The organism is Desulfovibrio aminophilus DSM 12254, from assembly GCF_000422565.1.
Classification (GTDB): domain Bacteria; phylum Desulfobacterota; class Desulfovibrionia; order Desulfovibrionales; family Desulfovibrionaceae; genus Aminidesulfovibrio; species Aminidesulfovibrio aminophilus.
The window spans coordinates 1-13,254 of the sequence record NZ_AUMA01000024.1; the positions used below are offsets into that span (position 1 = coordinate 1).

Here is a 13,254-nt window from a genome sequence, read left to right on the forward strand (position 1 = left end):
ATCAAGCTGTCCCCATCGCACCATTTTTGGAGTCAATCTTCTCCCGGTTTCTGCCGAGGAAGGCTTCAATGGGCCCCCTCCGCTCGATTTAGGTACAAGATACTTTTTTTTCAGCAATTCAATTCTTCTCTCCTCGCTCTGCCTGCTGAACCAGGCCAGAACCCGCTGTCGTTCGACAATCGAGAGACTGGTTATCAGCGTAATATCAAGAGACTCCATCATTTCAAATAAACCTCTGTAATGTCAGGCCGATTATGGGATAGTTCGTAGCTCACGATTTGTTTGGCTTGCGCATCAGAAAAACCACGCTTCCCGGCGGCATCATAACGAGCCTGCGCATAACAATGCCGCAAGGCATGGCTTCCCCGGCCCTTGGCGGCCTGGCCCGAGGCCTTCATAGCTGCGTTGATTGAGGCCAAATAAGATTGATATTTCGAGGCGAGCCCGCCATGCGCCTTGATATGCGCCAGAACCTCATTTTTCAGTTGAACAGAGCAATAATGGAACGCGACCTTCCCGCCCTTCTCCTTGGTCCAGAATTTGGCCACATCCTTGCCTGTTACGGGGTCTTTGACGATCCCTAATTCCTTGCCCGTCTTGGGATCCTGAAAATTCGCCTCGCGCATGGGGTTCGCCAGGCGCTTCGGCGCTCCCGCGCCTTCGGCCCGGATTCCGGCTTCCAACTGGAGCCGGGCCTGGAGCTTGTGGGTGGGGTTCTGAATCGCCTGAACCACTGCTTGGGGGTTTTTAACGGCCCGGTCTCGATAGGGGTTTGTTTGCCGGGCCAAGCTTTCCGAGGCCAGCTTGGAAAACTCCTGGCGCACATCCTTGAAGTTATACTCATTCGCGCTTTGGCCCCAGCGCTGCGCCGAGTACACGGTCAGGGCTTGCTCCAGCTTTGCCAGGGCGGAAAGCTCGGCCTGAAAGGTTTTTAATGCATTTTCAGCTTTAATATGATGTTCTAGACGTTTTTCTAGGTGTTGGCGCATGACCTCTCCATTGATGCGCTCCAAATCTCTGATTTTAATTTCTTTTAGCGACTCCTGGAGAGGCATGATGCGCTCGATAACTACACGCGTCGTACTGATTGAATGCAAGCCGACATTGCCATCGGCCTTGGCTTCGTGGCGGCTCTCTCCAATGCGAGTAATGCCCTTTATTACTGTCAAAATTTGATATTTTATCGAGCCACGCATGGCACAGCCACCTTTATACTCTCCAACAATAAGAAAAGAATGAAAATTGAATTGGGCCTGAAAAAGAACGGAGAAGTTACTCTTTCGCGGCCCGAGCTTTCATCTTTTCCATGGCGCGAAGATAGATGTTCCGTACACTCGCGCCGGTGGAAAGAGGCTTGCCCGTGACTGACGAAATATGGTCGGCAATCAACGGCACGACTTCAGCGTATTCGTACCCTTGGCTGACTGCCACGACCACTGTTCGCTCCAGATCGTCCAGACACTCCATGACTTCTTGCAACAGTATACGGCTTTCGTCGTCAAGCTCTCCATCAACAGAAGGAGGCTGAACTAATACACCTAGATCCTGAACTTGGATTTCAATCTTGGGCCTGTAGTCATCACACTTGTTCTTTAATACACGGTAATGAGTCTTGAAAGATTTGCCCAGGTTCTCCCCGGCTGCTGATGCGTCCAGAAGTCGTTCATACATGAGACTTGCTGTTTCGGCCTGAGTGAGCGTGACAAAATGTCTTGATACCGCCATTTTCTTAATGAATGAGTTCACCCGCTCCTTAGCTGCCGTCATGCCTTCGATCAGCAAGTCCACCTTGGAACGGACCAACAGTCGATGACGGCTGATGAAATCATGGAGTCCTTGGAAAAAAAGGAAGGTAGGCCTCAAATCGAAAAATTCTTCAACGCTTTCGACTTGGAAATATGTATGTTTCTTTTCTGTTTTGAAGAACTGCGCCCATTTGTCTTTTGCACGGTGAATAGAAAAAATATACCGGTTCAAGGCATTTTGAAATTGAGCATCCCACAGCTGCATGACTTCGCGCTTGAGAGGCGGATAAAATTTACGCTGGCAGTACCGAAGAAGATCGATATAACAAACTTTGTATTTATCCTTGACCCTTCCAGCCCCTCTGATCTCCGATGAAATACGGCCAGTCCTTCTTAAATACTGAACCGAGTTCAGGGAAATCCGATTTTTTGCCCTGGCTGGAAGCGCACCCCAGGCCTCCGGAATCGGCAAAAAAAATGAAGTTCCATGTTCCTTGTGAAAATTCAAAATCAGCTCAAACGAAGTCACGTTCTTCCCCCCAAAAAGCTCTCTTTTAGTTTGGAAAAATAATAAATTTGTATACTACTGATTCAGTAACTATTTTAAATAACGTGCTGTTAAAACTGGCTTCCATATCCAAGTATCAAACTTTATTATTTTCAAGCAATTGTATCGCGCCTTGAGAAACAGTCCATGACATCTTCAATATAAACTAAATAGCGGAAACCAAATTTTCCACGACTTGGCTCTTTTAAAAAACGAATAGCGCCTGCATTCACTCGTTTTCGCAGCCCTTGAGGACTCACTTGAAAAAACGTCGCCGCCAACGCAATTGACATATATTTATGCCGTTCTTGTTTTTTTCCCATGGTTACTTATCCTCACTCGAATTGTATTGGTACTCCTCGCCCTGGTAGTAGTCATTGGGGTCACGGTTGGTGTTCACTACGCCTTCTGTAAAACGGTCCAGGGCCTTCTGCACCTTTTCGTTGGGGTCGAAGTTGCCTTGGCGCACCAAATCTTCGGCATATGCGCTGAAATCTATCCGCGAGAAGTCTATTTTTGCGAACTCATCCGCCTGGAATCCACGACAATTTGGACTTTTACCTGATCCCCACCCCATGTTGATCTGTGGTCTTCCGCCTTCGTGGACCAGCAGTGCAAGCTTTGAGTTGAAACAGCAGTATTGCTTTGATGATTGAAGGCACATGCCGAAGACTTTCATTTTGCATCTATCGCCTACATATCTGCAAACGCCCTTGGCAATTTTGCAACCTAATATTTTTTCTCCTGCGGTGCATTTGCTCATCTGTTGGAATGTATTATATATACTGTAAATTGTGTACGCGTAGGAAACAAAATTGAACGATGTTAAAAGCGATGATGCCAGATGATCTGTAAGCATCGACTTTCCAGCAAAATCAAGCGCATCTTTTATCCCACTTTTTTGCAGAACAGTGGCTACATTTTGTGCTTCTGAGCTGCCAAAAAGACTCATCATCGTTGGCATGACGGCATCAACCGCACCTGTTGAAATATAACTATTCACTATTTCAGCAGCCATGTAGTCACACAACTGTTCCTTGCCCAAAGAATACCCAAGGCTAACAGCGGTCATCGCCAGGTCATCCAAGCCAAATTCACTCGCCATGTTGCTGAACGAGCAGGCCGAGGACGCCTGGGGTTCTGATTTGCAACAGTTATTGAAAGCCGTCATCGCACCCGATTTTCGACATTCCTGCCGTTCGCCTGGAAAGAAATAAATTTGACCGTTGCAGGCCAACGGGTTGCTCTTGTTCTCCTGCTCATCAAGCTTGCAAAGCCCCTGGGATGTGCAGGTGCAGTGCCCAGTGCCCCAGATCGCTTCGCAGGCCGCGAGGGTGTAGAATCCCGTGGCCGGACGCTGGTAAAAACAGGCCTTTGATCCGTCATCCAGCTCCGTGCAGGCGCAAAACGCTTGGCCATAGCGTTTCACGCAATCAACCGGATCCATGAGCACGGAATGTCCCAGCAAGACATTTTTCTCGGCCGGCGTGTACCCTTTTCCCGTGGAGGAGATGGGTACGCCGTTTTCATCAACTTGAATGCTGGCATAGACTGCGGGGCGCAAGACCAGGTCCAGGATGAAGATGGAGAGAAAGGCGAGGATAAAGGCTGGACGAAGGTTCATGTCTGCCTCTTTGTCACTGCATTGGCGGGATGGAGTTGGCTAACTTCCATTTTATTTTGTCTGTTAGTACTATGCCGCACCGCATCGCAACATCAAAAGTAATATCACCACCATGCTTCATTCCAGATGGCATCGGCGCTCCGCTGAAAACAACCGGCTTTCCCATTGCAATGGCAATAATTTCAGCGCGGATCATCGCGGCGGCATCCCGGATTTCCTCGTTCAGCTGCTCCATGGACTTGGACTTACCGGTTTTTACAGAGTCAAATATATTGGAAGTTGCGGAAGAAATCAGTTTGTCGTAGTCACAGGTTAAAAAAATACCTTCGTCTCCGACGTTGGATGAAGAGAATGCGATTCTGAAGATGAAGATGGACGCGACTACAGCAAAAACGGCACAGAGTACATACTTTTTCATACAAAACTCCGATGTAAAGTAACATAACATTTCTGATGCTATCTTCGTGGCCTGCTGTAAGATTGAGCTTTTTTTAAAGAGGTCGCTTTTCCTCTATAACTACTTGGAATTTTGACAGGGTTCCAAGCGCTATCCCTGCGACCTGCTTGTTGAGGAGCTGCAGGTCAATGCTCCCGTTGGCTTTAGAGTGTTTTTTTTGCTTTTCCTTCATTGACCATCCATGTTCTTGCGTTTGACGATTTTACCCATGGGGAAAATCGCCTTGCAATGCCAGATGGCCTCCAGAACAACAAAAAATCATCCTTTGCCAACCGCGCCTCGTCTCCAGACTCGTAAGCCGAAGAATTACGGGCACTTGCGATCCAATGTAACCCTGTGAAGATCGGCGATCCGCGGCCCCTCGTGAGGGGCTACCGGAGGACGTATCCAAACCGGTAAAAGCCAATACATTCAATTGATTACAATCCATCGCCAGGGGCTCCCTTCCGCCCTCGTGAGGGCAGAAAGTTGAATGTAACCGAGCACTTGAAGCGAAGTGCGCGGACGTTCGCCGGGCGGCGAACGTAACTAATGGAATAATGAGACATTGGATAAAAAATATAGAACGACAAGGCAGAAGTCAACGATTTTTCTGCCAACACGGTGCCGTTTTGGTCTTTAAGACCAAAACGGCACCGTGTGCCGTAGAAAATGCATAAGATTAAAGAGAGATAGCAGAATAAAAAGTCAAAAGAAAAAAGACAAATTCAAGACAATAAGTGGACAGTAAAAAGGACACTTTGCATTAAAAAGGATCGTTTAAAAATAAAAAAAATATTTTTATTTTTTTGCCTTTGGTCTTTTTTTGGGGTCGTTCTCGGGCCCTAAAGGTAGGAGCCTGGAAAAAAAATAGAGGGAAAACGCCAGGCGTAAACTTAGCTCGGAGGTTATTATTAAATGAATTTCACAGTTTATGCTTTCAACGACGGTTATTCCCTGGCGAGTTACCTCAATGGCCTCATTCATTTTTTTGGAGGCGACGATTGGGGGGGACTGGTCTTTCTCGTTGTTTCCCTTGGTATGGCAGGTGGGCTTTTCATGGCAGTCTCAGCGAGCAGCCCCGTGAACTTCATTCGTTCCATGTTTTGGCCTGCGGTCATGTATGCGGCTGTTTTCGGCCCTCCCTGCCAGCTCAACATTCAGGACGAATTCTCGAATGAGGTTTACACGGTTTCACAGGTGCCTTTTGGCATCGGTTTAGCTCTTTCCACCACCACTGCCATGGAAAAAGCCGTAATAGATTTATGCGAGGATTATATCGAACCTGTAAACGCCGTGAAGTTCAAAGAATTTGACTTCTTCGGTCAAGTTCGAGCTATAAGCGAAATCCTTGTCTCTGATTTGGGTAAAAATGAACCATTGAAACAAACAGTTTCGCAATATTTCGATGATTGCGTTCTGCATGGCTTCGCGGACGCCAGCATCAACCAGTGGAATTTTCTTACGAGTTCTGACCTCATGGTGGCGATGGAGACTCCATACAATGTCTTCTTCACAACAGTTTACAACTCAGATGGAACGACTACGGTCAAAACCTGCGCCGACGCCTACTACAACGTCATTTCGCCTCGGGTTATGGGAATGGGTTTATCCAACTCAAATGACAGCTCATTGGCTAAGGTGGCCAGCGTCTTCGGCCGCCGGGCTTCGGATCTGGCTGGAATCCGCAGTTCCTTGAATAACCTCGCCAGCGTCTACTTTTCAGGGCACCAGGACACTGCGGACATCCTTTTCAGACAAAATTTCATGATGACGGCCCTACGATCAAACCTGGCCCAGAACAACCCCCAGGCTTTGGGCGCGCTGACTGAGGCGGAATTGAAACAAAAAACGGGCATGGCCTCGGCTGCGGCCGTGTACATCAAGCAGCTTCCGAACCTTCGGGCCATGTTCAAACTCGTCATTTTAGGATTGCTTCCGTTGACTGGAGCCTTTTTCTTCATTGGATGGGGCAAGCCCTTGCTTCATTGGTTTGCCGCCTTGCTTTGGGTCAGTCTGTTTCTGCCCATCGAGGCCATCATCCACGCCGCCTATATGACCCATTCTGTCAATGAATTGAGAGGGCTGATAGATGTTTATGGCGGCTTCACCTGGAACAACCAAATTGAAATTTTGACCTGGGTTTCGGACACGGCGACCATCGCCGGAACGCTCATGTTTATGATCCCGTCGCTGACGGGCATGGTGCTCACCTGGGTCGCACCGAAAGCCGGCATGGCCATCTCCTCCATGCTGGCCGGCTCCCGAGCGCATGACAGGCTTGTGATGTCCGGCGGCCAAGGAGCGCTGGAAGGAGCCGAGCAGCGCGGCCTGGCTCGCGACCAGGACCAAATGAACCAGATGATGATGGAGGCCGGGGACAGGTACGCGGGAATCCAAAATTTTGCGAATCGTAAAATCGGGGAGCATAGCAATGTCGCCGTCGGGCGAAGCTTCGGTCAAAATCCATTGACTCACGAAAGCTCGGGAAACCTTCTGAACCAGGCCCTGGGTACAACTATGCTAAATTCTGGGGATTCCGCCAGTCATGCCCGGGCAGCGAGCGACACGGTGAGTTTGCGAGAAGCGCAGGGCGTCGCGGCCACCGCTGGCGCAATGAAAATCGCGGTTCAAGGTCGAGATCTAGGCCAAGTCACGAGCCAAGTCGCAGAGGTGCTGAAAAGCAGCGATCAAAGCGTGCAAGACGCTTTCAGCAAGGATCAACAACGAGTGCTGGAGGAAATGCAATCCCAAAATTTAGATAAAAATTTGACGGCAACACAGCGCAACGAAGTTGCCACGGCTCTCACCGCTGCTGCCTGGGCTTCAGGTAAGGTTTCTGGCGGATTGAGCACTGGATTTTTAGGTAATCTTGGCATCAAGGGGGAGATCGGCGGGGAAGGAGGCGCCAGGATTGATGGAAACGCAAGAGCCACGTCGGGGACCGGGACCACAGATGCAGTAGCAGTGAGGAACGCTTTCAGCCAGGGGCTGAAAGGATCCGTGGCAACGTCCATCAGTCACCGAGTTGCCCAGGCAACGACGGAGGCCACGAAAAACGCCGATTCCAGGGCCTTCGTCGAGCGCGTCAACAAGTCCACCAACTTTCAAGATGCTCTAGGCTTGGTAAAAAGTAGCACCGCCGAGATCGCCCGGGCGCGCCAGGAAAGCGAAAGTTATCAGTCATTGCAGCAGGTTGGAACAAATTACCAGATTGATGTTGGCCAGCAGATTTTCGGCCAAATGGATGCGAACTCTCTTTACTCCCTGTCGAATGAGCGGGGCTTTAGCCAGCTGCATTCCGTCGTCAACCAAGGTGGAGGGATAGACCGGATGCGGGAGGCGGCGTATTACGACTGGCGCGATACTAACACCCAAAATCGGGCTGAGGGCCTGGAAACCATCGCCAAGTTGGACAAAAGTCATGTGGGCCACTTGGCGGGTGTGGGGGCCGCCATCCTTCAGGTGCGCGGTGAATATGCTTACTCCTCTGAGGGAGGGAAGCTGGGCGATGGGGCGATGATTACTAATCAGGCCCAGGGCGTCATCGCCGCGCAGGGGGAAGCCGTGCAAAAATCCGAAGGTATGCCCGAGCCCAAGGCTCTGCGAGCCACTCATTTGGTGCAGCCCGTTCACAGCGACCTCAAAAATCGATATAATGATACGAACGATAAGTTGAAGCAGCAGTACGCCGAGCAGGATCACCCAGAATGGCGCGCGCAAGTCAGCGAGCACAGCCCCCTGCGCGCCGGGGAAGGGGCAGTGAAATCGGCTGGCAGAGGTTTTGGAAATGTTGTTAATGAAATGAAAGATGGTATCCGCGCATTGAAAGAAAATATGCCTGAGGCTTTGGACTAAAAAAGAAAGGAGTGCCAACGTGGAATATATTCTCCTTTTTTTTGTGATCGTGGTATTCGCTTTGATTCCATTTCTCAAGAAGGCTGGATCGACTATTAAAAATGCAGTTTCATTCAGAGATGGACGGCCGCACAGGAGCAACACGTCTTTTCAACCCCATGAATCTTACATGAGTTTAACAAATAACGGATTGGACAGCTACAATTACGACCGGTGGGATCGCATAAAAGAATACACAGAAGGCAAGTAGACTACTCATCTTTTGCTTTCAACAATTTATCGGGCCGCAGTTGATGAACTGCGGCCCTTGTTGCGTCTGGGATCAGGTGCGCATAGCGAAGCGTCATCGCCAGAGTCTTGTGTCGCATTAACTCCTTAATTTTGAGGATATCAATCCCAGACAAAGCCAACCATGAGGCAAAAGTGTGTCGAAGGCTGTGGAACACCAAGCGAAGCCGCCGGTCCACAACTCCATCATTAAGTCCAAGCTCATCTACCAGCTTAGCAAACGAATGAGAAAGATTTTCACGCTTATCGCCCCATAAAGGAGAAAAGACCAACTCCGCGTCCTCCTTCCGGCGTTTAAGCCTGGCCTCAAACACGTCCACCACGTCCTGATTCAAGGGAACCTTGCCCCCAGGTTTCCTCTTGTCCGCTTCGCGAACAGTCAGAATTTCGTGCCGCAGGTCCACATCCGCCCAGGCCAAGCGCATCAACTCCCCCATCCGCAACCCCGTGTTCAACGAGAGAATAATGGCATCGTGAAGATCCGGGGACCGCCTGCTGGCCGCCGCCTCGATAAGCCGATCGGCTTCTTCGTAGCTGAAAAAGCGGTCCCGGGAATTGAAGATTTTTGGCACTTCCAGACCATCCGCCGGACTCTTTTCCAGGAGGGGAATGCCCTCCTGACTTGTTTGCCGCGCCACATTGCAAAGGCGGCGGATAAGCGCTCGATATTGCCCCACTGTCGCGGGAGCCAAGCCGGCTTCGACCAGGCCATTAAGGAAGGCCTGGATCATTTCTCGGGTAAGCCCCCGAAGCGGGACATCTCCCAAGGCGGCATTGATGCGGCAATTAAATCGATTTTGGTCACCGTACCAGGAGGCTTTTTTCTTTTTTGCAATCGGAAGATAGTGTTCCCGGAAGAAGTTCCCCAGGGTCAACATCTCAGCCGACTCCAGGCGCTCCCGAGCCGCCTGTTCCTCTCGAGCTGCTTGGTTTTGGGCGCGAATGGCCGCGAGCGTTTGCGGCCCTCCGCCGGTGCGCTGGGCCTCTTTTAGCTGGGCCATCACGGCGGCCACTTTTTTAACGGTCCAGCCGGCCGAGGCCCAGCCCAAGGCTTCCTCATACCTTTTCCCATCGACATAGTGCCGAAGCACGTAGTACACGTCAGGGCGGCCGCTCGGTCCCTTGCGCGTGGGATGCTCCCGACACCTGACGCCGGGGAGGTTAGGCACCTTTTTCCAGTCCATTTTGTCCCCCATCTGTCCCCCTATTGTCCCCTGTTTGTGGGTTGTCAAGGGACGCCAAGGGACGAAGCAAAATCACAACTCATTGATTTTGTTCGTCCAGGGACGCAGAGGGACGCAGCCAAAAGCCTCCTGAGCGGACTTAAAATCCCTAACTCCGCGAGGGGTGTGCGGGTTCGACTCCCGCCCTGGGCACCATATGAAAATCCAAGCACGTCCGAGAACGACAAAAAACCCCGGAAATCCGGGGTTTTCTATTGGTCTAGTGTGCGTCAAAGTGCGCCGAAGTGCGTTGACAACCGGGGGTAGCCGGGGGTATTTCCCGAGGTAACAGAAGCCCGGCACCCGTCGGGCGAGGGAGGTACCCCCGATGCTCACGGATACCGCGATCCGCAACGCAAAGCCCGGACAGAAGCAACGCAAGCTGTCCGACGAAAAGGGCCTCTTCCTGCTTGTCGCTCACTCTGGGGGTAAGTGGTGGCGGTTCAAGTACCGCTTCGCCGGGAAGGAAAAACTCTTGAGCCTCGGCACCTATCCCGAAGTCTCGCTTGCCCAGGCCAGGGAACGCCGCGACGAGGCCCGCAAGCTCCTGGCGCGAGGCATCGACCCGAGCGCCGCCAGGAAGGCGGAGAAAAGGTCTGGTGATGATACTTTTGAGCGGATAGCCTTGGAGTGGTACAGCCGAACCCGCCCCAGGTGGGGCCAAACGGCCGCAACGCAAATCCTCGCGCAGCTCAAACAAAACGTGTTCCCCTGGATTGGCTCCAGGCCGATCCGGGAAATCAACGCAGCGGAACTACTGACGGCCATGCGGAGAATCGAGGAACGAGGCGCGATCTACACCGCCCATCGAGCCCTACAGACCTGCGGCCGAGTGTTCCGGTATGCGTTGGCCTGCAACAAGGTTGACCGCGACCCCACAATAACCCTGCGGGGCACCCTGACCTCCGTCAAGGAAAAGCACCGCGCCTGCATCCTCGATCCTCGGACGCTTGGGAAGCTCCTGCGCGACATTGACGGCTATCAGGGAACATTCGTTGTCCGGGCCGCCCTCAAGCTGGCCCCCCTGCTCTTTGTTCGGCCCGGGGAGCTTCGCCATGCCGAGTGGCCCGAGGTTGACCTTGAAGCGGCGGAATGGCGCATCCCGGCCGCCAAGATGAAAATGGAAGACCTTCATATTGTCCCCCTATCCCGGCAGGCCGTCGCGGTCCTACGGGAGCTTCACCCCCTGACCGGCAAGGGCAAGTATGTCTTTCCCGGCTTCCGATCCCCGGCCAGACCTATGAGTGAGAACACAGTCAACGCGGCCCTACGCTACATGGGGTATTCCGCAGAACAAGTGACGGGGCACGGCTTCCGTGCAACGGCAATGTCACTCCTGAATGAACAAGGGTGGAACCGCGATGCCGTTGACCGCCAGCTTGCCCATGCCGAGCGGAACAAGGTGCGGGCGGCGTATCTCCATGCGGAGTTTCTTCCCGAGCGCCGCCGCATGATGCAGGCATGGGCGGACTTCCTGGACGGCCTCCGCCAAGGTGGGAAGGTGATCCCGATCCGGGCGGCAAGCGGAGAATGAAGCACGGCCCCGGCATCGTGCCGGGGCTTGCCGATAGAGCGGCCCGGAGAGGTGTTACGGCACCCCGCCGGGCCTGACCAAAACCCGAACTGTGGAGGTTCGAGAAATGGCTAATGCGAAGGATACCACGACCGGAGGCAATCTTTCCAGCGCTCGGCAGGTTGAAGTGCGAGCGCAACTTCTTTTCCTCGCGGATTCCCTGACCGCCCGCGAAGGGCTCCCCCTGGAAGGCGAGACGGTCTATGGCCTGGGGAACACGCTGCGAGACTTGGCCGCCAAGCTGGACGAGCCGCTTCCCACGGCATAGGCTCGAAGCGCCAGGTGAAGACCGCCCACGAAGCCGCAAGAACCCGAGGCGGGAACCGTCCGCCAAGGTGAAGAGGCCGGGCAAGAGAAGAATCCTGAACACTTTCCAGGGCCTAGGGGCGGCCTCATGAACCGCCCCGAAAAACCGCAACCCCGGCGGCCCGGCCCTGGGCTCCACCAAGGGGAAAAGCACAAGGGGAGCTTGCCTCATGACCCTGCCCGACTTCATCCGCTGGTGCGACCTCCGGGGCGTCCTGGGAGTACGCGAAGGGTTCCTGATCGAAGACCTTGAACGGCTCGCCTTGAAGCATCTCATCCCGACCTTCGACGCTGAACTTCGCCCCGTTGCCCTTCCCAACTGGCCCGAAGAGCAGCACGACGCCGCCTATGACTGGCCCAACCTGTCGCCCGAAGAGCATTACGACGCCGCCTATGACGGCCCCGGCACGCCGGAAGAGCGGTACGAAGCCGCCTACTGCTGGCCCGACCTGTCAACGGAAGAGGGCCGCCGGGAGTTCGGGCGGTTTCAGTTCGACACGCTGCGCGCGATCCGCGCCCTCGCGGTTGAGGGCGAGCCCATGAGCGAGCTTGCCCGCGCCTACCTGGAAGCCGAGAGGCAGAAAATCCAGGCCGCCAAGGAAGAAGCGGAACAGGCCAAGGCCGAAGCGGAAGCGGCCGCCGCCATGGAAGCACTTTTCGAGCAAGTGCGGGCCGCCGGGAAGAAAGTCATCCAAGGCCGCCGGGGGGACGGCCAAAGCAAAGGGCGGGGGCATGAACCCGACGCATACGCCGCCTTGAACGAGGTGTATCATGTCCCGTACAAAGCAATTGCCCGGGCGTTCTTTGAGGGGGCCGGGGTTTCCAACCCGAGCGACGCCGAGCTTGAAAAGGAAGAGGCCAATCTTCGCGCCGTGGTAAGCAAGGAAAGGCGGAAGCGAAAACGACCTTCCGCCAAAGGGGATTGACGCCCGGCCGAGAGGCGGGCTATCTTTCAAGCCGACACATGAAGAGTGCGTGAGGGAACTGGCCCGATGACCGCACGGCAACCTGCGAGATGCAAGGTGCCAAAGCCAGCCCGCAAGGGGCCATGCAATGCAGACTCAACCAATGGCCCTCCGCACGGAGGGCTTTTCATTTTCTGGCCGAGGTCCGCCCGCCGGGCTTCTCCGTTGCAAGAGTCCCCCCAAAAAACCGAAGCGGAGGCTTGGAATGTACGGAGCAATCATAGGCGACCTCGCGGGAAGCCAGTACGAACGGCACAACTACCTTTCAACAGACTTCCCGCTCCTGGACGAGCGGAGCTTCTTCACCGACGACACCGTACTCACCGTCGCCACGGCGGAGGCCATGCTCACCGACCGGGACTTCGCCGCCGCGTACCGGAAGTGGGCCGGGAAGTACCCCGGCCGGGGCTACGGGCCGATGTTCCGGCTGTGGGCGGGCAACCCCGACATGGGGCCCTACGGCAGCCCCGGGAACGGGGCCGCCATGCGCGTGTCGCCGATCCCGTTCCTCATGCGGGGCGGGGGCGTTTGGGATATGATCGTGATGGCCGGTTCCAGCGCCAAGGTGACGCACAACTCAAAAGAAGGCGAAGACTGCGCGGCCTACTTGGCCATGACCATCTGGTTCTGTCTGCACGGGGAGGACGGCCTGGGGCTCTGGCGGCCCCTTGAGCCCGTCTCCGAGCTTC

The 13,254-nt window shown here is 53.8% G+C and carries 11 protein-coding genes and 1 riboswitch; of the genes, 5 read left to right on the forward strand and 6 right to left on the reverse strand.

The annotated features are described in order from the left end of the window. Positions 1–218: 218 nt before the first annotated feature. The 5 genes from H587_RS0112400 to H587_RS0112415 form a co-directional block, all read right to left on the reverse strand. Positions 219–1,196, reverse strand: a complete 978-nt coding sequence (locus tag H587_RS0112400; RefSeq protein ID WP_027176533.1) for a hypothetical protein — start codon at positions 1,194–1,196, stop codon at positions 219–221. A 76-nt stretch (positions 1,197–1,272) separates the two neighbouring features. After that, the gene (locus H587_RS0112405; protein WP_156904550.1) at positions 1,273–2,274 is read right to left on the reverse strand and encodes a hypothetical protein; all 1,002 of its coding nucleotides are present in this window, start codon (positions 2,272–2,274) and stop codon (positions 1,273–1,275) included. Between the two features lie 131 nt (positions 2,275–2,405). Next, positions 2,406–2,615, reverse strand: a complete 210-nt coding sequence (locus H587_RS20640) for a hypothetical protein (RefSeq protein ID WP_156904551.1) — start codon at positions 2,613–2,615, stop codon at positions 2,406–2,408. Between the two features lie 2 nt (positions 2,616–2,617). Next, the gene (gene traN, locus H587_RS0112410; protein WP_027176535.1) at positions 2,618–3,916 is read right to left on the reverse strand and encodes a conjugal transfer protein TraN; all 1,299 of its coding nucleotides are present in this window, start codon (positions 3,914–3,916) and stop codon (positions 2,618–2,620) included. Positions 3,917–3,929: 13 nt separating this feature from the next. Then, the gene (locus H587_RS0112415; protein WP_027176536.1) at positions 3,930–4,334 is read right to left on the reverse strand and encodes a hypothetical protein; all 405 of its coding nucleotides are present in this window, start codon (positions 4,332–4,334) and stop codon (positions 3,930–3,932) included. Positions 4,335–5,270: 936 nt separating this feature from the next. On the opposite strand from H587_RS0112415, the gene H587_RS0112420 reads away from it, so the two are divergent. Then, entirely contained in the window at positions 5,271–8,210 is a 2,940-nt protein-coding gene (locus tag H587_RS0112420) for a conjugal transfer protein TraG N-terminal domain-containing protein (protein WP_027176537.1), read from the forward strand. A 251-nt stretch (positions 8,211–8,461) separates the two neighbouring features. Here the strand turns inward: H587_RS0112420 and H587_RS18545 are convergent, their stop codons facing one another. Then, positions 8,462–9,682, reverse strand: coding sequence for a tyrosine-type recombinase/integrase (locus H587_RS18545; protein WP_169432782.1), 1,221 nt, complete (start codon positions 9,680–9,682; stop codon positions 8,462–8,464). Between the two features lie 367 nt (positions 9,683–10,049). On the opposite strand from H587_RS18545, the gene H587_RS0112430 reads away from it, so the two are divergent. From H587_RS0112430 to H587_RS18550, 4 genes are all read left to right on the forward strand, one after another. Then, positions 10,050–11,255 (forward strand): tyrosine-type recombinase/integrase, encoded by a 1,206-nt coding sequence (locus H587_RS0112430; protein ID WP_027176538.1) that lies wholly within the window; start codon positions 10,050–10,052, stop codon positions 11,253–11,255. Positions 11,256–11,421: 166 nt separating this feature from the next. Then, positions 11,422–11,562: a hypothetical protein gene (locus H587_RS0112435; protein ID WP_156904552.1), complete on the forward strand. Its 141-nt coding sequence runs from the start codon at positions 11,422–11,424 to the stop codon at positions 11,560–11,562. Positions 11,563–11,770: 208 nt separating this feature from the next. After that, positions 11,771–12,526, forward strand: coding sequence for a hypothetical protein (locus H587_RS0112440; protein WP_027176540.1), 756 nt, complete (start codon positions 11,771–11,773; stop codon positions 12,524–12,526). Positions 12,527–12,559: 33 nt separating this feature from the next. Beyond that, a riboswitch (SAM riboswitch) is annotated at positions 12,560–12,655 on the forward strand. A gap of 115 nt (positions 12,656–12,770) precedes the next feature. Further along, a partial coding sequence (locus H587_RS18550; protein WP_211219510.1) for an ADP-ribosylglycohydrolase family protein occupies positions 12,771–13,254 on the forward strand: 484 nt, incomplete at its 3' end.